A 25,680-nucleotide genomic window follows, 5' to 3' on the forward strand; every position below is an offset into this window, starting at 1 on the left:
CCCGGGGGCCGGCCGTGCGGACGGCCCCCGGAACGTGTCCGCGGCATCGCACCCGGTTACCGGCCGGACGTCCGGTCGGCTCTTGCGTCGCACGGGAGCAGCACCGATGATGCGAGTGGGGCGGCTGATCCGTCCCGAGGGGACCGGGGCTCCCGAGCCGATCAGGAAGGGGCGGACCGCTACCCGGAGTTCGCAGCCTGAGGAGTCCCTCATGTCGCACCCTTCGCCGTCCGCACACGGTTCGCCCGCCGCCTCCGGCGAGGCGCCGCTCGCCCCGGACCTCTCCATCGGCGCCGACGCCACCACCCCGTACGAGGACTACGTCCGCGCCGACGTCCTCACCCATCTGCAGCATCCGCTCTCCGACGACCCCGGCGAGATGGTGTTCCTGGTGACGACCCAGGTGATGGAGTTGTGGTTCACCGTCGTCGTCCACGAGTGGCGTACCGCCTGTGAGGCGCTGCGCCGCGACGATCTGCCGGTGGCGCTGGACGCGCTGCGGCGCTCCACCCACGAGCTGACCGCGCTGAACGCCGCCTGGCAGCCGCTGGCCCGGCTGACCCCGGCGCAGTTCAACGCCTACCGCGGGGCGCTGGGCGAGGGCTCCGGGTTCCAGTCCGCGATGTACCGGCGCATGGAGTTCCTGCTCGGCGAGAAGTCCCCGTCGATGCTGGTGCCGCACCGCGGCGCGCCGCGCGCCCACGCCGAGCTGGAGAAGGCGCTGCACGAGCCGAGCCTGTGGGACGAGGTGCTGCGGCTGCTGGCCCGCCGCGGTTACGCGGTGCCCGCCGCCGTCCTGGAACGCGATCCGACCGAGCGCCATGAGCCGGATCCGGCGGTCGAGGCGGTCTGGGCCGAGGTGTACGCCGGGGACCAGGACTCCGACCTCGTCACCCTGGGGGAGACGCTGACCGACGTCGCCGAGCTGGTCTGGCGATGGCGCAACGATCATTTGGTGGCGACCCGGCGGGCCATGGGCGCCAAGATGGGTACCGGCGGTTCCGCGGGCGTGGCCTGGCTGGAGAAGCGGGCCCGCAAGAACGTCTTCCCCGAGCTCTGGACGGCACGCAGCCATGTCTGATCACCGCGAGAACCACGAGCCCCAGGCGCCCCGCGACCACCGTGCGGAGGCCGCCACCCTCGACGCCTCCGACCCGCTGGCCGCCATCCGCGACCGCTTCGTCCTCGACGACACCGTCTACCTCGACGGCAACTCCCTGGGCGCGCTGCCCCGCTCCGTCCCCGGCAAGGTCGCCGACGCCGTCGCCCGGCAGTGGGGCGAGCTGCGCATCCGGTCCTGGACCGAGGGCGGCTGGTGGGAGGCGCCGGAGCGGATCGGCGACCGCATCGCCCCGCTCATCGGCGCGGCGCCCGGTCGGGTGGTGGTCGGTGACTCGACCAGCGTCAATGTCTTCAAGGCGGTCGTCGCGGGCATCCGGATGGCCGGTCCCGGCTGTACGGAGATCCTGGTCGACGCCACGACGTTCCCCACCGACGGCTACATCGCCCGCTCCGCGGCGCGGCTGACGGGCCTCGCGGTGCGTCCGGTGGAGCCCGCGCGGATCGCCGACGAGGTCACCGAACGGACCGCGCTGGCGCTGGTCAACCACGTCGACTACCGCACCGGACGCCTCCACGACCTGCCTGGCATCACCGCCGCGCTGCACTCCGCGGGCGCGCTGGCGGTCTGGGACCTCTGCCACAGCGCGGGCGCGCTGCCGGTCGGGGTGGACGCGCACGGCGTCGACCTCGCGGTGGGCTGCACGTACAAGTACCTCAACGGCGGGCCGGGCGCGCCCGCGTACCTCTACATCCGCGAGAGCCTCCAGGAGCGGTTCGACTCCCCGCTGCCGGGCTGGAACTCGCACGTGGAACCGTTCGGCATGGCCACGCGGTACGAACCGGCCGAGGGCATCACCCGCGGCCGCGTCGGCACCCCGGACATCCTCTCGCTGCTGGCGCTGGACGCGGCGCTGGACGCCTGGGACGGCGTCACCGTCGAGGCGGTCCGCACCAAGAGCCTGGCCCTGAGCGACTTCTTCCTCGACTGTGTGGCCGTGTACGTCCCGCCCGGCGAGGTCCGCTCGGTGACGCCGTACGAGCATGCGCGGCGCGGCAGCCAGGTGTCGCTGGAGTGCGCCGGGGCGGGCGAGGTGATGGCGGAGCTGATCCGGCGCGGGGTGGTCGGCGACTTCCGCGAACCGGATGTGCTGCGCTTCGGGCTGACCCCGCTCTACACCTCCTTCGCCGACGTGGAGCGCGCCGCCCGGGTCCTGGGCGAGGTGCTGCGGGAGCGGACGGCGGCGGACGGGGCGGCTGAGGGAACGGCCGGTGCCGGTCCGGACGCCGGGCCCGACGAGGCCGACGCCCCTGCTCCGGAAGGCCCCGCAGCATGAGCGTCGCCGACGAGAAGCCGACGTTGCTGGCGCTGGCACAGGTGGCCCCGGACCGTTCGGTGACGTACGGGCCCCATCCGGATCAGCGCGTCGACCTGTACGACCCGGCGCCCGGCACCGCCCGCGGCCCGCACGTCGTCCTGGTGCACGGCGGGTTCTGGCGCGCCGCGTACGACCGGACGCATCTCTCGCCCGCCGCCGCGGAGCTGGCCCGGCAGGGGATGCCCGTCGCGCTCGTCGAGTACCGCAGGGTCGGCGGGGGCGGCGGCGGGGACCGCACCTTCGACGACGCGGCGGCGTCGGTCGCGACGGCCGTCGAGGCATGGCGGGAGGACGGGCCGGCGCCCGCGCCCGTGCTCGTCGGGCACTCGGCGGGCGGGCAGCTGGCGCTGCTGACGGCGGCCCGGGCGGAGCCCGGGCGGATCGGGCGGGTGGTCGCGGTCGCACCGGTCGCCGACCTCGCTCAGGCGCACCGGCTCGGGCTGAGCGACCACGCCGTCGCTGCCCTGCTCGGCGACGGCCCCGGCTTCGCGGAACGCCTCGCCGCCGCCGACCCCGTCCGGCATCCCCCGGTGGGCGTCCCGGTCACGGTGCTGCACGGCACCAAGGACCCGGATGTGCCGCCGTCGCTCTCGCGGCGCTTCGCCGCGGCGGCACGGGCCGCCGGGGTGCCGGTGACGCTGGAGGAGCTGCCCGGGGTGGGGCACTACGCGCCGTTCATCCCGTCCACCGCGGTCTTCCGCACGCTGCTGGACGAGGTGCGCGGCAGCGCCGGGGACCGCGCGTAGTACTTGAGGCGGACCTCGGCAGATCCCCTTCGGTGGGGACGATTCCGCAGGGCGTGCTGCTTACCGTGGTGGGGTGAGAGACACCCAGCCGCAGGACGCCCTGCGTACCGAGGCCCGGATAGCCCGTGGCGCGCTGCATCTGCTGCGCAAGGACCTCTTCGAGGACGCCTTCGCCTTCCGCCCGATGCTGCCGCTCGACGACCCCGGCGTACCGGGCTGGCGGCAGCGGCTGCCGAAGCGTGCCCGGCACTACATGCGGTGGGCGCCGCACATCATCGTGACGCTCGCGGCGATCGCGAACTTCCTGCTGGGGCTCACCGCCACGCTCAACCTGGGCTCCTACAGCCACGGCCTCGTCCACACCCCGATCTCCATCGCCTTCTCCCTGCTCGTCGCGGCCCCCGTGGCGCTCACGCTCTTCCGGCCGGTCGGAGCGTTCTGGGTCTCGTTCGCCGGTTTCCTCCTCGCGCTGCTGGACGCCGTGAACGGCCCCTACGACGCGACCTGGCCGATGGTGTCGCTGCCCACCCATGTCGTGGTGATGACGCTGGTCGTGTTGCGCACCCGGCCGCGGCTCGCGCTGGAGATGTGGGCGGTGACGGTCGTCGCCGGCGGGATGCTGTCGACGACCACGGGCTTCGGCTACCGCGAACTGGTCTCCCTCGCGGTGCCCTCGGCCTTCATCCTCACCGCCGCCGCCGCGGTCCGCGCCTGGCGGGAGGAGCGGCGGCACGTCGTCGAGACGCAGACGGTCACCGCGGAGGAGCGCTCCCGCCGCACGCTGCTGGAGGAGCGGGCCACCATCGCCCGGGAGCTGCACGACGTCGTCGCGCACCACATGTCGGTCATCGCCATCCAGGCCGAGGCCGCGCCGTACCGCGTCGAGCACACCCCGCCGGAGCTGGCGACCTCGTTCGCCACCATCCGGGAGAACGCCGTCGCCGCGCTCACCGAACTCCGCCGCATCCTCGGCGTCGTCCGCTCCGAGGACCCGGACGCGTTCGCCGAGAACGACCCCGAGGCGCCGCAGCCGAGCCTCGCCCAGCTCGACGGGTTGCTGGAGAGCGTGCGCGGTGCCGGGCTGAGTGTCGAGGCGATCGTCACCGGCGCGGCGCGCCCGCTGCCGCAGGGGGTGGAGCTGTCCGCGTACCGCATCGTCCAGGAGGCGCTGAGCAACACGCTGCGCCATGCGCCGGGTGCCGAGGCGCGGGTGGAGGTCTCGTATGTGCTCGGCGGGATCGGGCTGCGTATCGTCAACGGCAAGCCCAGCCGGCTCGCCACCCCGTCACCGGGCGCGGGCCACGGCGTGCTCGGGATGCGTGAGCGCGTGCAGATGCTGGGCGGGGAGATGACCGCCGACCACACCGAGGACGGCGGGTTCGAGGTCGCGGCGTTCCTTCCGGTCTCCGCCGCGGGGGAGGCGCAGTCATGATCCGGGTGCTGATCGTCGACGACCAGGTGATGGTCCGCGAGGGCTTTTCGGTGTTGCTCAACGCGATGCCGGACATCGAGGTGGTCGGCGAGGCGGTGGACGGGCGGCAGGCCGTCGCCAAGGTCGGGGAGCTGCGGCCGGACGTCGTCCTGATGGACATCCGGATGCCGGAGATGAACGGTCTGGAGGCCACCCGCGAGATCGTCGCCGCCGACGCGGACGCGAAGGTGCTGGTGCTGACCACCTTCGATCTCGACGAGTACGTCTACCAGGCGCTCCGGTCCGGGGCGAGCGGCTTCCTGCTCAAGGACGCCTCGGCCGGGCAGCTCGCCGACGGCGTCCGCGTCGTCGCCTCCGGCGAGGCGCTGCTCGCGCCGACCGTCACCAAGCGGCTGATCTCGGAGTTCTCCCGGCTGGGCACGCCCCGCGCGCCCGCCCAGGAGCGCATCGGCGAGCTGACCGAACGGGAGACGGAGGTGCTGGTCCTCGTCGCCCAGGGCCTGTCGAACGGCGAGATCGCCGAGCATCTGGTGGTGGCCGAGTCGACGGTGAAGACCCACGTCAGCCGCATCCTCGTGAAGCTCGGCCTGCGGGACCGTACCCAGGCGGCGGTGTTCGCGTACGAGGCGCGGCTGGTGACGCCGGGGGGCTGAGGAAGACGGGCGGGGAGCCGTCCGCCGGGCGGCCGGGCCGGGCCCGGCGGAGGTTTCACGTGAAACCGTCCACAGGCTGTGGACGGCAAGGCGCCCCGCCCGGCACGGCCCCGCCGTCACTCCGGCGCGCCGCCCCCGTCACTCCCGTGGCAGCGTCAGCCACCACGCGCCCGGCTGCACCGTCCAGGTGCGCGTCCGGACCGGACCACCGACCACCGCGTCCGCGCGGTAGCGGAAGTCCGGGCCGGAGACCGTCACCGCCCGGGCGCGGGCCCGCAGCGGCCGGTCGCCGCCGGGACGGTCCACCACCACCTCGGCCAGCCCGTCGCCCGCGCGGGGCGACCCGGCGTCCGGCCCGTCGTCCCCGGAGCGGGGGCCCGGCACCACACGGACCCGCTGCACCGGCTGGTCCAGATCGGCCAGCAGCACACCGTCCGCCTCGATCCGCAGCCGCCGGCCCGGTACGGCCCGCCGCTCCCGCCCGGTGGCCTGGGCGGCGAGCGCCGACAGCGCGGACCGTGCGGTGCGCGCCGCCGGACGCCACCAGGACCGCCCGCCGCCGTCCCCGGACGCCGCGGGTGCCGCGGGCGCGGTGGGGGTGCGCTCGGCCGCCGGATACGTCCCGGCGGCCGGGGCGTCGTCCCCGTACGGGATGTGCAGCCCGCCCAGGACGATGCCGTCGCTGTCGTCGGTGAGCAGATCGAGGGCGCGGGCGTCGCCATCCAGGACGGTCCGGGCCGCGGCCACCGTGCCCGACGGCACGCCCAGCGTCCGGCTGAGCGCCACCGCGTCCGCCGCGCCGACCGGCACCACCGACACGGCGACCTGCGCCAGCTCCCGTTCCTTGTGCAGTACGCCGACGGCGAAGCGCAGCGCGCGGTCGTCGCCGATCACCACCGGCCGCCTGCGGCCCCGCCGGGAGAGCGCCCGGGCGAACTCCTCGGGGCCGTCCGGAAGGCAGATTTTCGCGCCCGCGCCCGCGCACAGCACGTCCTTGGCGATACGGACGGACTCGCCGTCCGCGGTGCGGGCTGCGGGGTCGATGACCACGAGCAGAGGGGTCCCCCGGACGGAGTCCGATGAAGAGTGCCCAGAAGGCTGCGCCGACACCTCGGTCCTTCCTCAGGTAGCATCTCGGTGCAAGAGCCCCTTGCGCTATTGCGCCAGGGGCTTCGTCTATTCCGGGGCACCGGTTCGACGGCTGCAGTGATGACATCCGCGTGCGACCGCATGCTCACGCCATCCACGCACGTTGGACATGCCCCGCCCGGAAGGGGTGTACGCCTGTGCCCGCACTTGTGCTGCTCGGTGCTCAGTGGGGTGATGAGGGCAAGGGAAAGGCCACCGATCTGCTCGGTGGGTCCGTTGACTACGTGGTGCGTTACCAGGGCGGCAACAACGCCGGTCACACGGTCGTCGTGGGCGACCAGAAGTACGCGCTGCACCTCCTCCCTTCCGGAATCCTCTCGCCGGGGTGCACCCCGGTCATCGGTAACGGTGTCGTCGTCGACCCGGCGGTCCTGCTCTCCGAGCTGAGCGGACTCAACGAGCGCGGCGTCGACACGTCCAAGCTGCTGATCAGCGGCAACGCGCACCTGATCACGCCGTACAACATCACGGTCGACAAGGTCACCGAGCGCTTCCTCGGAAAGCGCAAGATCGGTACGACCGGCCGCGGCATCGGCCCGACCTACGCCGACAAGATCAACCGCACCGGCATCCGGGTGCAGGACCTCTTCGACGAGTCGATCCTGCACCAGAAGGTCGAGGCGGCCCTCGACGTCAAGAACCAGGTGCTGGCCAAGCTCTACAACCACCGCGCGATCGCCGCGGAGCAGGTGGTCGAGGAGATGCTCGGCTACGCCGACCAGCTCCGCGGCTTCGTCGCCGACACCACGCTGCTGCTGAACAACGCGATCGACGACGGCAAGGTCGTCCTCTTCGAGGGCGGTCAGGGCACCCTCCTCGACGTCGACCACGGCACGTACCCCTTCGTCACCTCCTCGAACCCGACCGCGGGCGGCGCCTGCACGGGCGCGGGCGTCGGGCCGACGAAGATCAACCGCGTCATCGGCATCCTGAAGGCGTACACCACCCGCGTCGGCGCCGGTCCGTTCCCGACCGAGCTGTTCGACAAGGACGGCGAGGCGCTGCGCACCATCGGCGGCGAGCGGGGTGTCACCACCGGCCGTGACCGCCGCTGCGGCTGGTTCGACGCGGTCATCGCCCGCTACGCCACCCGCGTCAACGGTCTGACCGACTTCTTCCTCACCAAGCTCGACGTGCTGACCGGCTGGGAGCAGATCCCGGTCTGTGTCGCGTACGAGATCGACGGCAAGCGGGTCGAGGAGCTGCCGTACAGCCAGAGCGACTTCCACCACGCGAAGCCGATCTACGAGATGCTGCCGGGCTGGTCCGAGGACATCACCAAGGCCAAGACCTTCTCCGACCTGCCGAAGAACGCGCAGGCGTATGTGAAGGCGCTGGAGGAGATGTCGGGCGCACCGATCTCCGCGATCGGTGTCGGCCCCGGCCGTGACGAGACGATCGAGATCAACTCCTTCCTCTCCTGAGCCCCGCGGGGCGGCCTGCGGGCCGCCCCGGCGAGCTGAACGGCCGGGCCGGTGGACGCACGCTGTCCACCGGCCCGGCCGTTTCACGTGAAACGCCAACTCCGTTGAGAGGAGGGCGGTTTCACGTGAAACGGCGAACCCTGTGCGCCGCTCACTGTTTCACGTGAAACGCCAACTGCCGTACCCCGCTTGCCGTTTCACGTGAAACAGTGCCCGCCGGTGTCGGGCCGCTCAGCTCGCGCGGGAGTAGTTCCGGGGGCGCAGATCGCGGCCGAGGAAGTCGCGGCGGAGATCGCCGGTGCCGGTGAGCCGCAGCACGGAGGAGTGGCCCGGGCGGCACTGCGGCCCGGGGTGATCGACCATCGTGGGGCCGATGACCAGCTGGTTTCCTCCGGCGTAGAGGTCGGCGTGGGCGGTGCAGCTGCCCTCGGGGCCGGTGGCGACGAGGGTGGCGACCTGGCTGCCCACCGGCGAGCGGGTGATCGTCAGCCGCTGGGTCGAGCCGTCGCCGGTCGGCCGCTCCCAGGCGCCCACGAAGCCGTCCGGTACCCGCTCCGCCGCCGGTGCGATGCGGCGCAGCGTCGCATCGCGCCCCGCCGCCGTCCACCGGAGCGTGCCGTCGGGCCCGGGCCGCAGCGTGTGCTCGCCGAGTGCGGCGCACCGGCCGGGCGGCAGGGAGCGGACGACCTTGGTGTCCAGCCGCAGCGCGGGGCGGTTCTCCCCGTCCCGGACGGAGACCAGCTTGGCGTCGCTGCGGCACTCGTAGGTCCCGCCGAGGCTGGTGCTGTTGGCGACCACCTCGCCGATCTTGCCGTGGCTGATCACGAACCGGCGCCGCTGCCCGGTGGGCACACCGTCGCGCAGCACCGGCCCGGACCAGACGCCGACGTAGCGGTCGGTGATGTCGGAGGAGTCGTCGCCGTCCGCGCTGTTGCCGCCGCGCAGCGCGGGGAACGCGAACGCACCCGCCGCCACCGCGCACACGGCCGCGGCGATCAGCAGCACCCGTCGCCGGCGGCGCCGCGGGGCGCCGGGGTCCGGATCGGCCGGGCGCGGTACGGCCGTGGCGCCCGGGACGGCGGTCGGTGCGCCCTCGGCGGGGATGAGCGGCGGCCCGGCGGGCGTCTGCACCCCGGGCCCTGCGGTCGCCTCCGCGTCCGCCGCGGTGGCCGGGGGCCGGGGCGGCAGCGGCGCCGTGCGCTGCGGGTCGCCGGGCGGGGTGTCCGTGTCGAGGAGGCGTACCGCATGGCGGCCCAGATGGGCGATGAGCCCGGCGGGCAGCCAGGGCGCGGCCGGGTCGCCGTCGCGCAGCGGATCTATCCGGCCGGCGATCTCCTGGGGCGTCGGCCGGTCCTGCGGATCCTTGGCCAGACAGGCGTGGATCAGCTCCCGCACCGGGCCCTCGGGCGCCGCCGTCAGATCCGGCCGCTCCTGCGCGATCTTGAACATCACGGCGTGCACACCGGAGTCCATGCTGCCGAACGGCGCCCGGCCGGTCGCCGCGTACGCCAGCACCGAGCCGAGGCAGAACAGATCGCTCGCCGGGCCGACGCGGTGGCCCTGGACCTGCTCGGGCGACATGAAGCTCGGCGAGCCGACGACCGTTCCGGTGCGCGGCTGGGTCTGCTCGCCGGCCGCGTCCAGCGCCCGGGCGATACCGAAGTCGATGACGCGGGGACCGTCGATGGTCAGCAGAACGTTGGAGGGCTTGAGGTCGCGGTGGACCAGCCCCACGCCATGGATGTCGATCAGTGCGCAGGCCAGCCCGTAGGCGAGGCGGCGCAGTGCGTACTCCGGGAGCGGGCCGTGCAGTCCGCTCCTGCCGAAGCCGCCGCCGACCACCTCGCTCAGCGTGGGCCCGGCGATGTAGCCGGTGGCGACCCACGGCACCGCGGCCTCGGTGTCGGCGTCCAGGACCGGCGCCGTCCAGCGGCCGCCGACCTTCCGGGCGGCCGCCACCTCGGCCCGGAAACGGTCCCGGAACTCCTGCTCGGCCGCCAGCTCCGTACGGATCAGCTTCACCGCGACGGTCCTGCCGCCCTCCGAACGCGCGAGGTAGACCCGGCCCATGCCGCCGCTGCCGAGCCGGCTGAGCAGCCGGTAGTCCCCGATCCACGCCGGATCGCCGGCCGTCAGCCCGCGCAGGCCCTCCATCCGGGCGCCTCCCGTGTCGTTGCCGTGCCCGCCGTCCTCGGCCGCCGCACCGTCCGGCGCCCCTCCCGAGCCTAGGTGCCCCCTGATCGCACACCGGCCGCCAAGTCGTTACGACGGGAGAACGATCGGTGGCGGCACGGGTGTCGGGGCACCCGGCCTGACCGGCGGCTCTTCCCCCGCCGCAGGCGCTACGGACGCCCGGCTCACCGCACCTTGCGGTACGTCAGCGTGGGCGCCCCGTCGTCGCCGTCGAAGGAGCGGCGCAGCCCCTCGGCGGTCTTCTCCAGAGTGCTCGGCTCCCCCGGACGGCAGCTGGTCGCCGGGCCGGAGACGACCCGGGAGGGCCCCAGCCGGACCGGTGGGCCCGCCGAGCGGAGCGCCGCGGAGAAGGTGCAGCTGTAGGCGGCGCCGGACGCGGTCATCGTCATGACGGTGTCCCCGGCCGCGCCCTGGGTGAGGGTGAACCGGCGGACGTCCGCCGAGCCGTCGGCCGACGCCTCCCAGGTGCCGAGGAACGCCGCCGGGATCCCGGCGGTCTGCGTCCCGCCCGAACTGCTGCCGCCCGCCGAGTCGTTGTTCTCCGCCGCCGCGCGGTCGCTGCGCAGCAGGAAGTACGCCCCGCCAGCCCCGGCCCCGGCCAGTGCCAGCGCGGAGGCGAGGACCAAGGCGGTGACGGCGCCACGGCGGCGCCGGCGTGGCGCCGGGGCGGGCACCGCCTCCGCCACCGGGCCGGCACCGGCCTCGGGGTGCTCGGCCTCCAGCAGCTCCACGGCGCCGCGGCCCAGCCGCGCGACCAGCGCGCCGGGCAGCCACGGTTCGTCGTCCGCCGCCGGACCGGCGAGCGCCGCCGCATCCCGCTCGGCCCAGGCGACCAGCTGCGCCGGGGAGGGCCGCGCGGCCGGGTCCTTCGCCAGACAGGCGGAGATCAGCGGGCGCAGCCCCTCGGGCACCGCGGCGAGGTCCGGCTCCGCCTCCGCGATGCGGTACATCACGGCGTGCACCTGGCTCTCCGGCGTACCGAACGGGGAGCGCCCGGTCGCCGCGTACGCCAGCACCGAGCCGAGGCAGAAGACATCGCAGGCGGGGGTGAGATCGTCGCCGCGGACCTGCTCGGGTGCCATGAAGCCGGGTGAGCCGACGGCCTCGCCGGTGCGTGTCACGCCGTGGTCGGTCACCGCCTCCAGGGCCCGGGCGATGCCGAAGTCGATGACGCGGGGGCCGTCGAGGGTCAGCAGGACGTTGGAGGGTTTGAGGTCGCGGTGGATGATGCCCGCGGCGTGGACCGACTCCAGCGCGCGGGCCAGCCCCGCCGCCAGGATGCGGACGGTCCGCTCGGGCAGCTTGGTGCCGCCGCCGACGGTCTGCTGGAGGGACGGCCCGGCGATGTACCCGGTGGCCACCCACGGTGTTTCGGCCTCGGTGTCGGCGTCCAGGACCGGGGCGGTCCACTCGCCGCCGACCCGCCGCGCGGCCCGCACCTCGCGCCGGAAGCGGGTACGGAACTCCTCCTGTCCGGCCAGTTCGGCGCGGACCAGCTTCACCGCGACCGTGCGGCCGCGGTCCGAGCGGGCCAGGTAGACATGGCCCATGCCGCCTTCCCCGAGGCGCCCGATCAGGCGGTAGTCGCCGATCCGGCGGGGGTCCTGGTCCCTGAGCGGCACCGGCCCACCGGTGCGTACCGGCCGTCCCGCGCGTCCCGGGTGCAGTTCCACGATCGCCGCCCTTTCCCCCGAAGCCACCCCCCGGAGCCGCCCCGAGGATATCGACCGTCCGACCCTGCCCGGGGCGCGCACCCGACGGAGTGCACCCCTCCGCCTCGCGATGCCCGGGAGAGGGGTGCGCTTAACCCGGGGATGGGGGCGCGCTTAACCCGCGGCTGCCTAGCGTGCGGACGTATCGGAGAGCGGTCAACGGGGCCGCCGCACGGACCGCAGCGCCGGAAGGGACGGAGGGGACGGGATGGAAACGCCGGGGACCTCGGCCGATGCGACCGGCACCGGCACCGGCCGGCGCGGGAACGCCCGCCACCGGTGTGGCCGGAACTGCCCCGATCCGCTCCCATACGGGCAAGCCTTTTTCCCCCTCCTGTCCCGATATCCGGACGGTCGGTCGGGTGCCCGGTGCCGGAAAACGGGTATGCGGCCTGCAACCCGGCGCCTTCTCCGGGCGGACCGGTCCCGGCGAGCCACCCGGCCCCGCCCGGCGGACCGCCCGCCCCGGAACGGCGCCGCCCGTCCCGTCCGCCCCGAACCCGCCGTCCGCCTTCCGGTTCCGCCCCGCCGCAGGCCCCCGCAGCACCCACGCCAAGGAGACCCGCGTGATCCCCGCCGTACGTGCCCTCGCCCGCGCCGCCATGGCCGCCCGCCCCGTCCCGCTCACCGACGTCCAAGAGCGCGCCGCCCTCCTCACCCGGTACGACAGCCGCTACCTGGTGCCGGTCGACGTCTTCGCCGAGTTCGCCGCCGAGCTGACCGACCGGCGCCGCCCCGGCGGCCCGTTCGCGGCGCTCTGCATCAACGGCCGCCGCTGGTTCCGCTACCGCTCCGTCTACTTCGACACCCCCGACCTGCGCTCCTTCCACGACCACCAGCAGGACCGCGGCGGCCGCTTCAAGATCCGCGAGCGGCTCTACCGGGACACCGGGGAGCGGCAGTTCGAGGTCAAGCTCAGCGGCGCCGGCGGCCGGACCGTCAAGCACCGCCGCCCGCTGCAGCCGGAGGACGCGGCGCTCGGCACCGGCCAGCGCGACTTCCTCGCCGACGTCCTCGACCGCGCCTACGGCATCGACGCCCCCGCCGAACTGGACCCCTCGCTCACCACCGACCACCAGCGCGCCACCTTCGTCGCCGACGGCCAGCGCATCACCTGCGACGTCGCGCTGGTCGGCGAGGACGCCAGGACCGGCCGCAGCGTCCGGGCCGACGGCGGACTGGTCCTCGTCGAGACGAAGACCACCGCCCCGCTGTCCGAGGCCGACCGCCTGCTGCACGGGTACGGGCTGCGCGCCGCCCCGTACACGAAGTACTGCGGCGCCCTCGCGGCCCTCCGCCCGGACCTCGCCGCCCACCACGGGCAGCACACCGCGCGGACGCCGTTCCCGGTCCGCTGACCGGCGCGCCGCCTCAGTCACCTCGCCCCGGGCGGCGCGCCCCGGCTGCCGGATCCGGTGCCCGTACGGGATCCCGTACGGGCACCGGCCCTGCTCCGTGCGCCTCGCCCCGTACGCGGCCCGTCCCCGCCGAACGTGGCCGTCACCCGGGCGCCGCCGCCGGGGGCAGAGGCGTACTCCACCGTGCCGCCCGCCTCCTGGGCGGCGCGGCGGACGATGTCCAGGCCGAGGCCGGTGGAGCCGCCGCCGCTGCGGCCGCGCTCGGGGACGTGCCCCTCGGGGAAGCCGGGGCCGTCGTCCTCGACGGTGAGCCGGCCGCCGTCGCCGTCCGGGGCGCGGACCACCGCGAGCCGGACGCCGGTGCCCTCCGGGGTGTGGTCGAAGACGTTGCCGAGCAACGCGTCGACGGCGGCGGCCAGTTCCGTCTCCTCGGCCCGGACCGCCACCCCGTCCTCCGCGTCGTCCGGGAGCGTGCACCCCAGGGTGCGGCCCTGGTCCTCGGCGAGCGGCAGCCAGAAGGCGGCGCGGCCCTGCACCACGGCGGCGAGATCGGCGCGCGGCGGGCCCGAACGGTCCTCCCGCAGCGGTTTGCGGGCGGTGCGGATCACCTCGTCGACGCTCCGCTCCAGCGCCGCCACGCCCGCCCCGATCCGCTCCGCCTCCGCCGGGTCCCGCAGCCCCTCGGCGTCCAGCCGCAGCGCGGCGACCGGCGTACGGAGCCGGTGCGCGAGGTCGGCGGCGTTCTCCCGCTCGGCGGTCAGAAAGGTCTGGATACGCTCGGCGAGATGGTTCAACTCACCTGCCACCAGCCGTAGTTCGGGCGGTCCGGACGGTTCGGCGCGGGCCGTGAGATCGCCGCGGGCCAGCCGGTCGGCGACCGCGGCGAGCCGCCGGGTGGCGCCGACGAGCCGCGCCCCGAGCCGGTCCGCGAAGAGCAGCCCCAGCACCATCAGCCCGGCGCCGAGCCCGGCGAACCCCAGCGACGAGGCGAGCGTCCCGTCGTACAGCCGGTCGTCGCCGATCGCGATGTGGACGACGGCGGTGCCGCCGACGACGCCCTGGACGGGCAGCAGTACGGTGCGGCCGCCGCCGGACGGTTCGTAGGTGAAGGCCCGCCCGTAGCGCGCCAGCCGGACCGCGTCGGAGACCGGCGCCGGGGGCCCCAGGACTGTGCCGTTGCCGAGGATCACCGAGGTCCGGGGCAGCCCCGGACCGTTGGCCGCGGTGACCAGCGCCTCCGCGGCCAAGTGGTCGGACGCGGCAGGTCCGGAGCCCGCGGCGAGCGTCTTGCCGAGTCCGGCGGCGAGGGCGTGCGCCCGCGAGGTGGCGTCGGCGGTCGCCCGGTCCGCGGCGTGGCTGCGCGCCAGCAGCGACAGCGGGACGAGGAGCGCGGCGAGGATCAGCGCGGTGGTCGCCGCGGTGACCAGCAGGATCGAGCGGCGCACGGCTACGCCCGGCCGGGGGAGGGGCGGCGCGGGCCGGGCTCCGCCGCGTCGGGCTCCGCCGCCTCCCCGGGCGCGTCCGGCGCCGCCAGCTTCACCCCCACCGTCCGGACCGTGTGCAGATAGCGCGGCCGCTGCGCCGTCTCACCCAGCTTCCGGCGCAGCCAGGACAGATGGACGTCCACGGTCTTGTCGGCGCCGCCCAGCGGCTGCTGCCAGACCTCGGCGAGGAGTTCGCGGCGGGAGACCACCTGGCCGGGGCGGCGCGCGAGGTACGCCAGCAGGTCGAACTCGCGCGGGGTGAGGTCCAGCGCCGCCCCGGCCAGCGTCACCTCGCGGGCCGCGGCGTCCAGGACCAGCTCCCCGATCCGTACCGCGGGCTCCGGCTCGGCGGTGCCCAGGCGGCGCAGGACGGCCTTGATCCGGGCGTCCAGCTGGGCCGCGCCGAACGGCTTGACGATGTAGTCGTCGGCGCCGTCCCCGAGCACCGCGACCATGTCGGGCTCGTCGTCCCGGGCGGTCGCCACGATCACCGGGACGTCGCTGACGGCGCGCAGCATCCGCAGCACCTGCGTCCCGTCGACGTCCGGCAGACCGAGGTCCAGGACGACGAGGTCGGGGCGGTCGGTGACGGCGGCGTCCAGCCCGGACATGCCGGTCGCCGCGGTGGCCACGGCGTGCCCCCGGTCGCGCAGCGCCCGCACCAGCGCACCGCGCAGCTGGGGATCGTCCTCGACAACAAGAAGATGTGGCATGCACGTACCGTGTCACGCCCGGCGCGCCCCGGAAACTGCGGGCGGCGGGCTGCCGACCCGCTGCCCCGGGGCGCCCGGCCCCGGCGCGCACCCGGTACCCACGCGCCCCCGGCTTCCCCGCCGCCCCGGCCGCCCCGCGCCCCGTCCCCGCACGTCGACACAGTGTCCGCGCCCGCCCCGGCCGCCGTACAGACTGTCGGTACCGGCGGGCGGCCGGTGATCCCTAGGGTGAAGAGGTTCGCCGCGCCTGTCCCCGGCGGACCCGAGCGACCGATCCGAGGTACTGACCGTGACCACGATGCCCCCCGCCCCCTCCGCCGCCACCGGCGCGGCCGTGAAGGCCGCCGACCGCGCCCACGTCTTCCACTCCTGGTCCGCACAGGGCCTGATCGATCCGCTGCCCGTCGCCGGCGCGGAAGGCTCGTACTTCTGGGACTACGACGGCAACCGCTTCCTCGACTTCTCCTCGCAGCTGGTCAACACCAACATCGGCCACCAGCACCCGAAGGTCGTCGCGGCGATCCAGGAGCAGGCCGCGAAGCTCTGCACGATCGCCCCGGGCTTCGCCGTCGACGTCCGCTCCGAGGCCGCCCGGCTGGTCGCCGAGCGCACCCCCGGCGACCTCGACAAGATCTTCTTCACCAACGGCGGCGCCGAGGCCGTGGAGAACGCGGTCCGCATGGCACGGCTGCACACCGGCCGGGCCAAGGTCCTCTCCGCCTACCGCTCGTACCACGGCGCCACCGCCGCCGCGATCAACCTCACCGGCGACCCGCGCCGCTGGCCCTCGGACACCGCGTCCGCCGGCGTCGTCCACTTCTGGGGCCCGTTCCTCTACCGCTCGCCGTTCCACGCCGAGAACGAGGCCCAGGAGTGCGAGCGCGCCCTCGCCCACCTGGAGGCGACCATCGCCTTCGAGGGCCCGCAGTCGATCGCCGCGATCATCCTGGAGACCATCCCGGGCACCGCGGGCATCATGGTCCCGCCGCCCGGCTACCTCGCCGGCGTCCGCGAGATCTGCGACCGCCACGGCATCGTCTTCATCCTCGACGAGGTCATGGCCGGTTTCGGCCGCACCGGCCACTGGTTCGCCGCCGACCACTTCGGCGTCACCCCCGACCTGCTGACCTTCGCCAAGGGCGTCAACTCCGGTTACGTCCCGCTCGGCGGCGTCGCCATCAGCGCCGAGATCGCCGCGACCTTCGAGACCCGCCCCTACCCGGGCGGCCTCACCTACTCCGGCCACCCGCTGGCCTGTGCCTCCGCCGTCGCCACGATCAACGCGATGGCCGAGGAGCGGATCGTGGAGAACGCCGCGGAGATCGGCGAGAGCGTCATCGGCCCCGCGCTGCGCGCCATGGCCGAGCGCCACCCCTCCGTCGGCGAGGTCCGCGGCCTGGGCGCCTTCTGGGCCCTCGACCTGGTCCGCGACAAGGAGACCCGCGAGCCGCTGGTGCCGTACAACGCGTCCGGCACGGACAACGCCCCGATGGCGGAGTTCGCCGCCGCCTGCAAGCGCGGCGGTCTGTGGCCCTTCGTCAACATGAACCGCACCCATGTCGTTCCGGCCTGCACCATCACCGCAGCCGAGGCCGAGAAGGGGCTGGCGATCCTCGACACCGCCCTGGAGACCGCGGACGCCCACACCGTCTGACGGCACGCCGGCCCGCCGCCTCCCGGCGCACACCCTGTACCGGGAGGCGCGCGCCCGGACCGTACGCGCCCCGCGCGCGGCGCGCCCGGACCGGCCCCGAAACCGCCCCGCACCGGCCCCCGGCCAGGTCAGGAAGGCCCTCGCCTATCGTGGACGGGCCGCCCGCCCGCCGAGCGGCACCAGGTCGTCGAAGGGGACGGACGGACACCATGGCCGCTGACTGGCCCGGCTCGGTCGTACGGCGCAACACCCTGCGCCGGCAGATCGCCGATGCGCTGCGCGACGAGGTGCTGGCCGGGCGGCTGCCGTGCGGCCTCCGCTTCACGGTGAAGGAGATCGCCGAACAGTACGGCGTCTCCGCCACCCCGGTCCGCGAGGCGCTCCTCGACCTCTGCGCCCAGGGGCTGCTCGACATCGAGGAACACCGCGGCTTCAAGGTGCGCGCCTTCACCGCCGAGGACTACCGCGCGATGGTCGAGGCCCGCACCCTCGTCGTCGAGGGCATCTTCCGCGGCCCCGGCGCCACGATGCCGCGCCCGCCCGACGAGGACCTGCTCTCCCTGCGCCGCCGCGCCGAGGAGGCCGAACGCGCCGCCCGCGCCGGCGACCTGGACGTCCTCATCGGCTACGACCTGCGCTTCTGGCGCGAACTGGGCGGCCTGGTCGGCAATGCGTACATCCGGGAGTTCCTGGACCGCCTCCGGGTGCAGACCTGGATGTTCGCCGTCCCGCTGCTGCGCGAGCGGCACGAACTGCGCGGCCTGCTGTGGCAGGGCCACCGTGCCCTCGCCGAGGCCGTCGCCCGGCACGATCCGGCCGAGGCACAACGGCTGATCGCCGAGTACAACGTGCACGCCCTCACCCTCGTGGGAACGCCCGGCTAGCACTACGCTGTCCCGACCGTCGGCCGAAGCCTCCGCCACCGCGGACCGCCCCACCCGTACGCCCCTCCGCCCCCGATACCGTCCGCCCTCTCCGCAACACGCGCGCCGTGCCAGTGGCCCCGACCGGAAGCGAGCACTCACTCGTGGCATGTGACCTGTGGCTGGTACCCCTCGTCGATGTGCTGTGCCACAGCCCCGACAACCCCTTCTCCGAAGAGATCGCCGTCTACGACAAGGCCCTGACGGACGCCGGGCTGCCACCGGTCCCCGTCTTCAGCTACATGCCGGGGCTCTCCGGCGACGTGGCGCCGGTCGCCGGCTTCGACTACGACGCGCTGCACTTCCTGCGCCGCGCCTACCTGCTGCACCTGTGCGGTCTGGAGGTGACCCCGGTCGACGAACTGGGCGGCGACTACGAGCAGTTGCTGGAGATGTTCGAGCAGGCGGCCCAGCAGTCGCACCTGGTCTGGCACTACGACCACGCCGGGGCGTACGTCCCGGTCGACTTCCCGCACCCGCTGGCCGGCGACGAACTCCTCGACGGCGGCGGCCCGTTGGGCTCCTCCCACGGGCTCCTGCGCGACCTCGAACTCGTCGCCCCGGCCCTCGGCATCGACCCGGCCAACCCGCCGGCCCCGCCCGCGCCGCCGTCCGGACCCACCGGTCTGGAGGAGCCGGCGGTGAGCCCGCCCGCCGACGACGGCCCGTTCGCCCGTGAACGCCACGTCTGGCTCGGCCTGCACGCTGCCGCCACCCGCAGCCTCGGCCAGGGCTCCATGATCGTCTTCAGCTGACGCGGCCCCCCGGATGCGCGCCCGCCCGGCGACGGACGGGCCGCGCATCCGGACCGTCAGCGCGGCGGCTCCGGCGGACGCTGCCGCGGCATGTTCGGCCGGGCGCCCGGCGGCAGCGTGAACCGCCCGCCGCCCGGCTGCCCCGGCGCCTCCGCCCGCGGCCCGGACCACGGCGGCGCCGGCCGGTCCGCCCGCGGCACCGGCCCGGCCCGGAACTGCGTCATCCAGTCGCCGGTCTCGGACCGCACCAACTCCCCGATGTCCTCGTGGAAGCGGCGCAGCACCCCCAGACACCGCTCCGCCGCCTCGCTCGCCGTGCCCTCCGCCGGGCCCAGCACCTCGCGCACGCTCTCCGACGCCCAGTCGAACTGCAGCGCCTCCAGCCGCCGCTGGATCGCCTGCGCCGTCGCGACGTCCCGCATCCAGCCCGCCGTCGCCCCGAAGTACCGGTCACACCCCCCGCAGACGGCGGCTATCAGCAGCGCCACATACCCCCAGGGCGCCCCGCCGTGCCAGGCACCCGCCAGATCGATCAGCGGCAGCGCGGCGCCCACCGAGACCCCGGCGGCGGTCCCGGCGCGCAGCGCCCGCGCCGCGCGCCGCTTGCCGCGCCGGTCGCGCAGATACCAGTCGGCGGCGCGCAGCGCGCTCTCCTCCGTCCACGCGTAGAGCGCGTCCAGCCGGTCGGCGGGCTCGCCCCAGTCGCCCTGCGGGAAGGCCCGGCCGGTCAGATCGCCGGGCCCGCGCCCCTGGGTGCGGGCCCCGAGCAGGGCGGCGGCCCGCTGCCAGGCGCGCCACGGCTCCCGGCCCCGCCCGCCGCCCCCGGGCGTCCCCTCCGGCTGCATCTCCGGCTGACTCAACCGTGGACCCCCTCGTTGCGGCTACGTACGGTGCGCCCGGTGCGTAGGAAAAACGGATGCGAACACCCCTTCCTACCGCCGAACGGTGGGGCTTGCCCCCAAGATCACGGGATTCCCGGCCGGAAGTGGCCTGCCATCGGGTATAGGCCAACCGGGCGTCTCACCCGAAAGAGGTGCCGCACCCATGGGCGCGGAGTTGCCGGGGCCCCGGTGCCCGCAGGGGCGCCGGGCCGGGCCGGCCCCCCGGGCGACTAGGCTGCGCCCTGTGAAGGTCCTCGTCATCGGCGGCGGCGCCCGCGAACACGCCCTGTGCCGCTCCCTGTCCCTCGACCCCGACGTCACCGCTCTGTACTGCGCCCCCGGCAACGCCGGTATCGCCGAGGTGGCCGAACTCCGCTCCGTCGACGCCCTCGACGGCGCCGCCGTCGCCGCGCTCGCCGCCGACCTGGGGGCCGGGCTCGTCGTCGTCGGTCCCGAGGCGCCGCTGGTGGCGGGCGTCGCCGACGCGGTCCGGGAACGCGGCATCCCGGTCTTCGGCCCGTCCGCGCAGGCCGCCCGGCTGGAGGGCTCCAAGGCGTTCGCCAAGGACGTGATGGCCGCCGCCGGCGTGCCGACCGCCCGCAGCTACGTCTGCACCACCGCCGAGGAGATCGACGCGGCGCTGGACGCCTTCGGTGCCCCGTACGTCGTCAAGGACGACGGGCTGGCCGCGGGCAAGGGCGTCGTCGTCACCGAGGACGCCGCGGCCGCCCGGGCGCACGCGCTGGCCTGCGTGGAGCGCGGCGGCGAGGGCGGCGGGCAGACCGTCATCGAGGAGTTCCTCGACGGCCCCGAGGTCTCCCTCTTCGCGGTCACCGACGGAGAGACGGTCGTCCCGCTCCAGCCCGCGCAGGACTTCAAGCGCGCCCTCGACGGCGACGCCGGGCCCAACACCGGCGGCATGGGCGCCTACAGCCCGCTGCCCTGGGCCGACCCGCACCTCGTCGACGAGGTCCTGGCCACCGTCCTCCAGCCCACCGTCGACGAACTGCGCCGCCGCGGCACCCCCTTCTCCGGACTGCTCTACGCGGGCCTGGCGATCACCTCGCGCGGGGTGCGGGTCATCGAGTTCAACGCCCGCTTCGGCGACCCGGAGACCCAGGTGGTCCTGGCCCGCCTGAAGACACCGCTGGCCGGGCTGCTGCACGCCGCCGCGACCGGCACGCTCGCCGCCGTCCCGCCGCTGCGCTGGAGCGAGGGCGCCGCGGTCACCGTCGTCATCGCCTCGCACAACTACCCGGGCACCCCGCGCACCGGCGACCCCATCGAGGGCCTCGCCGCCGTCGCCGAGCAGGACGGCCCCAAGGCGTACGTGCTGCACGCCGGCACCAGGCAGGACGCGTCCGGCGCGGTCCTCAGCGCGGGCGGCCGGGTCCTGTCGGTGACCGCGACCGGCGCCGACCTCACCATCGCCCGCGACCGCGCCTACCGCGCCGTCGGCCGGATCTCCCTGGACGGCTCCCAGCACCGTACGGACATCGCCCGCAAGGCCGCGGCGGACGCGGCCCAGGAGGCGAACGCGGGGGCGCGGGCGTAACGCCGCTCCTGCACGGCACCACCGGACGGCCCCGGGGCCCCGCCTGTCACGGCGGCGGCACCGGGGCCGTCGGTATGTTCGAGGCCGTTCGGTCCGTACGGCCCGTCCCTCCGTCGGGTGGCCGCGGGGTACGGGGGCGGTCACCGCGGTGGGGGAGCGGGCCCGGGGCGCGCCGGGCGTGCGCCGGGAGCAGGTCGGGCGCGGTACGCGGTGGGGCCTGGCTGCCGTCGGCCACCGGTTTCCGGGGCCGCCGGGAGACAGTTCCCGGCTCTGCCCAAAGCCATACCATCGAGTGACCGATCCGGCGAGCTGCTGACGTGAGCCGGGCCCCCAACTAGGGTGCCGCGCAAGCGTTCTGTGTGCGCCGTGCTGCTCTCCGGCACGGCGACCACGGTGACGTGCGGCAAGTGGCTCACCGGCGTTGCGATGTCAGTGGCCGGTGCCACAGTGGTGGGGAAGCGCGCGAAGGCTCGGGCCCGGTGCCCGTACGGACCGCAGCCGCCGGGCGCTCCCGAAGTTCGGTTCGATACGCGTGATCTCTCCGATGTCTCCGTCCGTCTCCACGAGGACAGCAGGGGGTGCAGGCTCATGGCAGGTCCGGAAACAGGCGCCCTCGCGGCGCGCTCCCGTGCCCTGGCCGTGCTGCGGATCCGCGGCGCGGCGCTCGCCGTGGCGCTGCTCCCCGCCGCCGTCGCCGTGGTGCTGCTGGTCGGCGGCGCCACCGGCCACCTCGGCGCGCCGGACGCCGCCGCGGGCTCCGGCTGGGGCCTGGCCCGGCTGATCGCCTGCGGCGCCGCGGTGCTGGCGCTGGCGCTCGCCGCGCTGGTCGGCGCGGTCGTCGCCGGGGCCAGGCCCGCGCTCAGCCCCTCCGTCCCGGTCCCCGAGGCGGCCGCCCCCGACCTGCACCGCCTGGTCCGCGAGCTGGCCGACCGCCTCGACGTCCCCCCGCCGTCCGCCCTCGCCCTCACCCCGGACTGCGACAGCTGGCTGGAGGACCGCACGCACCGCGCGCTCGCGCAGCGCCACGGCGCCCGCCGCACCGCCCGGCGGACGGCGGCCCCGGTGCTGGTCATCGGCTCCCCGTTCCTGTGGTGGATGCGCGTCGGCGAGCTGCGCGCCCTGCTCGCCCCCGTCGTCGCCGGTACAGGCCCCGCGGCCGACCCGGACATAGCCGCGGCCCGCCGCTTCATCCGCGGGCTGGATGCCGCGGTCGCCGTCGCCGCCCGCGCCCGGGGCGTACGGGCCCCCGCACTCCGCTTCGTCGGCCGGGTGGCCCGTCTGATGCTGCGGGCCTGCCGCGACCACGCCACGCTCATGGAGCGCGCCGTGGCGGCCGCCGCCTCCGAGCGCGCCCAGGACGTCGACCACCGCCTGCGGACCGTCGCCCAGGAACAGGTCGGCCTGGCGTACGCGGGGTGGGACCGGCTGCTGACCCGCGTCGCGCTGCCCGCCTGGCGGCTGGGCCGCTGGCCCGCGCACCTGGACTCCGGCGTGGTCTCCGCGCTCACCGAGCTCTCCCGCCGCGACCGGCTCGCCGACGGCTTCACCGCCCGGCTCGGCGAGCGGCCCGCCTGCGACCTCCTGGAGGAGCCCGGCACCATCGACGGCGCGACCTCCCTGCTGGCCGCCCGGCTCTTCCACGGCGGCCCGGCGGCGGCCGGTCCCGGCTGGTCGCCCGTCGGCTGGGGCGAGTATCCGGACGAGGTCGTCGACCGCACCTGGCGCCTGGAGGCCGCCCGCCTCCACCGCGTCCTCGACGATCTGCCCGCCACGCCCCCGCCCGGCACCGACGACCGCCCGGCCCGCACCCCGGACGCCACCGCGCCCCGTACGGGCCCGGATACGGCGGAGCCCGGCGCCGCGCCCCTGGCCGCCCCGGTGGCGGGCCCCGCCGTGGCCGGGACCGGCAGCTCCGCCGTCGGCCCGGTCCGCCCCCCGTCCGCCCTGGCCACCGCGACGGCCCCGCCGCCCGCCGCCCCGGCCCTGGGCCCGACGCTGGAGCGGGTCATCGACCACCTGTCCGGCGACACCGCGGCCGGCGACCTCGTCGCCGCCCGCCTGGACGCCGAGCTGGCCCGCGAGGCCCGCACCGCGGCCGCCGGAGGTCCCGGTCACCCCGAGCCCCCGGAGCCGACGGGCCCGCCCGCCTTCCCGGCGGCGGACCGTTCCGGCCCCCCCGGGGCGGCCGACGGCGCCGGCTCCCCGGCAGCGGGGGAGAGCGCCGAGCTGCCCGTCCTCCCGGAGCTGCCGGATCCGGACGGCGCGGACGGCCTCGCCGACGGTGCCCTGCCGCTCTTCCCGCTCCAGCCGCCCCGCACCGGCCGCGAGCTGCTCGCCGACCACGTCACGGCGATGGTCTGCTGCGCCGCCGTGGACACCGCGGGCGCCGCCCCCGGCCTCGACTGGCTGGACGGCCCCGCCCTGCTGATCGACGGCGCCCGCCGCGCCGACCTCGGCACCCCGGTCCGCAGCCTCGTCGAGGACGGTGACGCCGCCCCCCTCCGCGCCTGGCTCGCGACCATAGGCGCCCGCCCGGAAAAACCGGTTCGCCTGCCCTGACTCCCGCGCACCGGACCGCCCCGGGCCCCGGGCCCGCTCCCCGAATCCCGAGCCCCGCATCCTGAACGCCGAACACCCGGCCCGCCCGCCGCTGCCGCCCGGCCCACCCGAGGAGCCACCCGCCCTCCGCCCGGTGCCGCCGCTCGTCCCAGGCGTCCCACCCGGCACCCGCGCCCCGGCACTCCGCGCCCCGGCACCGGCCCCGCGGCCCTCGTCCGGCCTTCTCCACCCTTCCTCGGCCGCCCGCCCCTATCCGAACGCCCTTTCCTCCACGCCCCCTAAGGCACCGTTCCGTATACCTGTCGGGTTGTTTCTCTCGTCAAGTCCGTTGAATTCGCGACGAAGGGTGACGAACTGAGTGCTTAATGTGATGTGCTGGGTGTGGCCGCGTCGGTTCGAAAGGAACTCCGCGGCGCCGTTCCCGCACGCCGTAGCGGCTCTGTGCGGACGGCCCGCGACGCCGGCCCGCCGCAGGTGTCCGACCGGCGGTGCGTACGGAACGAGGCCGGCCCACGGGGGACGCGGGAGGGGAGCTGATGGTGGGGACGGATCAGATCAGGCGCTGGGAGTCGGGCGCCCTCGCCCACGCGGTGACGGACCCGTTCGGGCAGGGCCCGCTGCCCTGGCTGCGCGGCAGCGAGAACTACTTCGACTCCGGCCACCTCGTGCCCTGGTACGTCGAGCAGGCCACCGCCCACGGCGACCCCCGGGTCCCGCCGCCCCGTAAGCACAACGGCCCGCGCACCGCCGACGACGTCCACCGGCAGATCAAGGGGTTCGCCACCACCGGCGCGGTCGCCCCGGGCGAGGCGATCGACTTCCGGGTCTCGGTCGATCCGCCGCAGCCGTTCAGCATCGACATCTACCGCATCGGCCACTACGGCGGCGCCGGCGCCTTCAAGATCACCACCAGTCCGCGGCTCGCCGGCATCGTCCAGCCCGCCCCGCTCGCCGCCGAGCGCACCGTCTCCTGCCACCACTGGTGGCTCTCCTGGCGCCTCCAGGTCCCCGCGTACTGGAATCTCGGCGCGTACGTCGCCGTCCTGACCACCGCCGACGGCTACCGCAGTCACATCCCCTTCACCGTCCGCGACGACCACCCGGCCGATCTGCTGCTCCTGCTGCCGGACATCACCTGGCAGGCGTACAACCTCTACCCGGAGGACGGCCGCACCGGCGCCAGCCTCTACCACGCCTGGGACGAGGACGGCGCGCTCCTCGGCGAGCCGGACGCCGCCACCACCGTCTCCTTCGACCGCCCCTACGCCGGCGCCGGACTGCCGCTGCACGTCGGCCACGCCTACGACTTCATCCGCTGGGCCGAGCGGTACGGCTACGACCTCGCCTACGCCGACGCCCGCGATCTGCACGCCGGACGCGTCGACCCGTCCCGCTACCGCGGCCTGATCTTCCCCGGCCACGACGAGTACTGGACGGCGCCGATGCGCCGCACCGTCGAGCGCGCCCGCGACCAGGGCACCTCGCTGGTCTTCCTCTCCGCCAACACCATGTACTGGAAGGTCGACCTCTCCCCGTCGCCCTCCGGCCCCGATGCGCTGCTCAGCTGCCGTAAACGCCAGGGCCCGGGCCGCCCCGCCCTCTGGCGCGAGGTGGGCGACCCCGAGCAGCGGCTGATGGGCGTCCAGTACGCGGGCCGGGTGCCGGAGCCCGCGCCGCTCGTCGTCCGCAACGGCGCCCACTGGCTGTGGGAGGCCACCGGCGCCGGCGAGGGCGACGCCCTCCCGGGCCTGGTCGCGGGCGAGGCCGACCGCTACTTCCCGCGCACCAGCCTCCCCGAGCACACCGATCGGGTGCTGCTCGCCCACTCCCCGTACCGCGACTCCGAGGGCCACCGCCGCCACCAGGAGACCTCGCTCTACCGCGCCCCCTCCGGCGCCCTGGTCTTCGCCTCCGGCACCTTCGCCTGGTCACCGGCGCTGGACCGCCCCGGCCACGTCGACCCCCGTATCCAACGCGCCACGGCCAACCTCCTGGACCGCATCTGCAAACGCGACTGACACCGGGGCGGCACCGGCGAGCGGCCCCCGCGT

19 protein-coding genes are annotated in these 25,680 nt (G+C 75.3%); 13 read left to right on the forward strand and 6 right to left on the reverse strand.

Annotation, left to right across the window (positions count from 1 at the left end; all coding sequences use genetic code 11):
• Nucleotides 1-211: 211 nt before the first annotated feature.
• The 5 genes from ACZ4U4_RS04070 (at nt 212) to ACZ4U4_RS04090 (ending at nt 5,269) form a co-directional block, all read left to right on the forward strand.
• Nucleotides 212-1,081: a tryptophan 2,3-dioxygenase family protein gene (locus ACZ4U4_RS04070; RefSeq protein ID WP_467868862.1), complete on the forward strand. Its 870-nt coding sequence runs from the start codon at nt 212-214 to the stop codon at nt 1,079-1,081.
• Nucleotides 1,074-2,396 carry a kynureninase gene (gene kynU, locus ACZ4U4_RS04075; RefSeq protein WP_467868863.1) on the forward strand — a complete coding sequence of 441 codons (1,323 nt, stop codon included), beginning with the start codon at nt 1,074-1,076 and terminating at the stop codon, nt 2,394-2,396. The genes ACZ4U4_RS04070 and kynU overlap by 8 nt, the downstream gene beginning before the upstream one ends.
• The gene (locus ACZ4U4_RS04080; protein WP_467868864.1) at nt 2,393-3,184 is read left to right on the forward strand and encodes an alpha/beta hydrolase family protein; all 792 of its coding nucleotides are present in this window, start codon (nt 2,393-2,395) and stop codon (nt 3,182-3,184) included. The genes kynU and ACZ4U4_RS04080 overlap by 4 nt, the downstream gene beginning before the upstream one ends.
• A 73-nt stretch (nt 3,185-3,257) precedes the next feature.
• Nucleotides 3,258-4,616: a sensor histidine kinase gene (locus ACZ4U4_RS04085; protein ID WP_467868865.1), complete on the forward strand. Its 1,359-nt coding sequence runs from the start codon at nt 3,258-3,260 to the stop codon at nt 4,614-4,616.
• Nucleotides 4,613-5,269 (forward strand): response regulator, encoded by a 657-nt coding sequence (locus ACZ4U4_RS04090; protein ID WP_030284354.1) that lies wholly within the window; start codon nt 4,613-4,615, stop codon nt 5,267-5,269. The genes ACZ4U4_RS04085 and ACZ4U4_RS04090 overlap by 4 nt, the downstream gene beginning before the upstream one ends.
• Nucleotides 5,270-5,407: 138 nt before the next feature.
• Here ACZ4U4_RS04090 and ACZ4U4_RS04095 read toward each other — a convergent pair whose 3' ends face one another.
• Nucleotides 5,408-6,319 (reverse strand): diacylglycerol kinase catalytic domain-containing protein, encoded by a 912-nt coding sequence (locus ACZ4U4_RS04095; RefSeq protein ID WP_467868866.1) that lies wholly within the window; start codon nt 6,317-6,319, stop codon nt 5,408-5,410.
• Nucleotides 6,320-6,555: 236 nt separating this feature from the next.
• On the opposite strand from ACZ4U4_RS04095, the gene ACZ4U4_RS04100 reads away from it, so the two are divergent.
• Nucleotides 6,556-7,842, forward strand: a complete 1,287-nt coding sequence (locus ACZ4U4_RS04100; RefSeq protein WP_030284350.1) for an adenylosuccinate synthase — start codon at nt 6,556-6,558, stop codon at nt 7,840-7,842.
• Between the two features lie 231 nt (nt 7,843-8,073).
• On the opposite strand, the gene ACZ4U4_RS04105 is transcribed toward ACZ4U4_RS04100, so the two are convergent.
• Both ACZ4U4_RS04105 and ACZ4U4_RS04110 read right to left on the reverse strand, forming a co-directional pair.
• Complete coding sequence (locus ACZ4U4_RS04105; RefSeq protein ID WP_467868867.1) at nt 8,074-9,996, reverse strand: serine/threonine-protein kinase; 1,923 nt, start codon at nt 9,994-9,996, stop codon at nt 8,074-8,076.
• A 203-nt stretch (nt 9,997-10,199) separates the two neighbouring features.
• A complete protein-coding gene (locus ACZ4U4_RS04110) occupies nt 10,200-11,657 on the reverse strand; it encodes a serine/threonine-protein kinase (protein WP_467868868.1) in 1,458 nt (485 codons plus the stop codon).
• A gap of 656 nt (nt 11,658-12,313) precedes the next feature.
• Between ACZ4U4_RS04110 and ACZ4U4_RS04115 the strand changes: the two genes are divergently transcribed.
• Nucleotides 12,314-13,105: a polyphosphate polymerase domain-containing protein gene (locus ACZ4U4_RS04115; protein WP_467868869.1), complete on the forward strand. Its 792-nt coding sequence runs from the start codon at nt 12,314-12,316 to the stop codon at nt 13,103-13,105.
• A 17-nt stretch (nt 13,106-13,122) separates the two neighbouring features.
• Here the strand turns inward: ACZ4U4_RS04115 and ACZ4U4_RS04120 are convergent, their stop codons facing one another.
• Nucleotides 13,123-14,550, reverse strand: a complete 1,428-nt coding sequence (locus tag ACZ4U4_RS04120; RefSeq protein WP_467868870.1) for a sensor histidine kinase — start codon at nt 14,548-14,550, stop codon at nt 13,123-13,125.
• A gap of 2 nt (nt 14,551-14,552) precedes the next feature.
• A complete protein-coding gene (locus ACZ4U4_RS04125) occupies nt 14,553-15,302 on the reverse strand; it encodes a response regulator transcription factor (protein WP_467868871.1) in 750 nt (249 codons plus the stop codon).
• Between the two features lie 298 nt (nt 15,303-15,600).
• Between ACZ4U4_RS04125 and ACZ4U4_RS04130 the strand changes: the two genes are divergently transcribed.
• The 3 genes from ACZ4U4_RS04130 to ACZ4U4_RS04140 all read left to right on the forward strand — a co-directional run bounded on the left by ACZ4U4_RS04130 (nt 15,601) and on the right by ACZ4U4_RS04140 (nt 18,634).
• Nucleotides 15,601-16,956, forward strand: a complete 1,356-nt coding sequence (locus tag ACZ4U4_RS04130; protein ID WP_467868940.1) for an aminotransferase class III-fold pyridoxal phosphate-dependent enzyme — start codon at nt 15,601-15,603, stop codon at nt 16,954-16,956.
• A 209-nt stretch (nt 16,957-17,165) separates the two neighbouring features.
• Nucleotides 17,166-17,840, forward strand: coding sequence for a GntR family transcriptional regulator (locus tag ACZ4U4_RS04135; RefSeq protein WP_467868872.1), 675 nt, complete (start codon nt 17,166-17,168; stop codon nt 17,838-17,840).
• Nucleotides 17,841-17,983: 143 nt separating this feature from the next.
• Nucleotides 17,984-18,634: a hypothetical protein gene (locus ACZ4U4_RS04140; RefSeq protein WP_467868873.1), complete on the forward strand. Its 651-nt coding sequence runs from the start codon at nt 17,984-17,986 to the stop codon at nt 18,632-18,634.
• A 56-nt stretch (nt 18,635-18,690) separates the two neighbouring features.
• Here the strand turns inward: ACZ4U4_RS04140 and ACZ4U4_RS04145 are convergent, their stop codons facing one another.
• Nucleotides 18,691-19,494, reverse strand: a complete 804-nt coding sequence (locus ACZ4U4_RS04145; RefSeq protein WP_467868874.1) for an SLATT domain-containing protein — start codon at nt 19,492-19,494, stop codon at nt 18,691-18,693.
• A gap of 265 nt (nt 19,495-19,759) precedes the next feature.
• On the opposite strand from ACZ4U4_RS04145, the gene purD reads away from it, so the two are divergent.
• From purD to ACZ4U4_RS04160, 3 genes are all read left to right on the forward strand, one after another.
• The gene (purD, locus tag ACZ4U4_RS04150; protein WP_467868875.1) at nt 19,760-21,070 is read left to right on the forward strand and encodes a phosphoribosylamine--glycine ligase; all 1,311 of its coding nucleotides are present in this window, start codon (nt 19,760-19,762) and stop codon (nt 21,068-21,070) included.
• A gap of 588 nt (nt 21,071-21,658) precedes the next feature.
• A complete protein-coding gene (locus ACZ4U4_RS04155; protein WP_467868876.1) occupies nt 21,659-23,629 on the forward strand; it encodes a M48 family metalloprotease in 1,971 nt (656 codons plus the stop codon).
• Between the two features lie 539 nt (nt 23,630-24,168).
• Complete coding sequence (locus ACZ4U4_RS04160) at nt 24,169-25,647, forward strand: N,N-dimethylformamidase beta subunit family domain-containing protein (RefSeq protein WP_467868941.1); 1,479 nt, start codon at nt 24,169-24,171, stop codon at nt 25,645-25,647.
• Nucleotides 25,648-25,680 lie beyond the last annotated feature (33 nt).

This window comes from Streptomyces sp. NPDC029159 (assembly GCF_055564055.1).

Coding starts and splice junctions, on each gene's coding strand:
- ACZ4U4_RS04070 (WP_467868862.1), top strand. CDS start 212: ATGTCGCACCCTTCGCCGTCCGCACACGGTTCGCCCGCCGCCTCCGGC.
- kynU (WP_467868863.1), top strand. CDS start 1,074: ATGTCTGATCACCGCGAGAACCACGAGCCCCAGGCGCCCCGCGACCAC.
- ACZ4U4_RS04080 (WP_467868864.1), top strand. CDS start 2,393: ATGAGCGTCGCCGACGAGAAGCCGACGTTGCTGGCGCTGGCACAGGTG.
- ACZ4U4_RS04090 (WP_030284354.1), top strand. CDS start 4,613: ATGATCCGGGTGCTGATCGTCGACGACCAGGTGATGGTCCGCGAGGGC.
- ACZ4U4_RS04105 (WP_467868867.1), bottom strand. CDS start 9,996: ATGGAGGGCCTGCGCGGGCTGACGGCCGGCGATCCGGCGTGGATCGGG.
- ACZ4U4_RS04125 (WP_467868871.1), bottom strand. CDS start 15,302: ATGCCACATCTTCTTGTTGTCGAGGACGATCCCCAGCTGCGCGGTGCG.
- ACZ4U4_RS04130 (WP_467868940.1), top strand. CDS start 15,601: ATGCCCCCCGCCCCCTCCGCCGCCACCGGCGCGGCCGTGAAGGCCGCC.
- ACZ4U4_RS04135 (WP_467868872.1), top strand. CDS start 17,166: ATGGCCGCTGACTGGCCCGGCTCGGTCGTACGGCGCAACACCCTGCGC.
- ACZ4U4_RS04155 (WP_467868876.1), top strand. CDS start 21,659: ATGGCAGGTCCGGAAACAGGCGCCCTCGCGGCGCGCTCCCGTGCCCTG.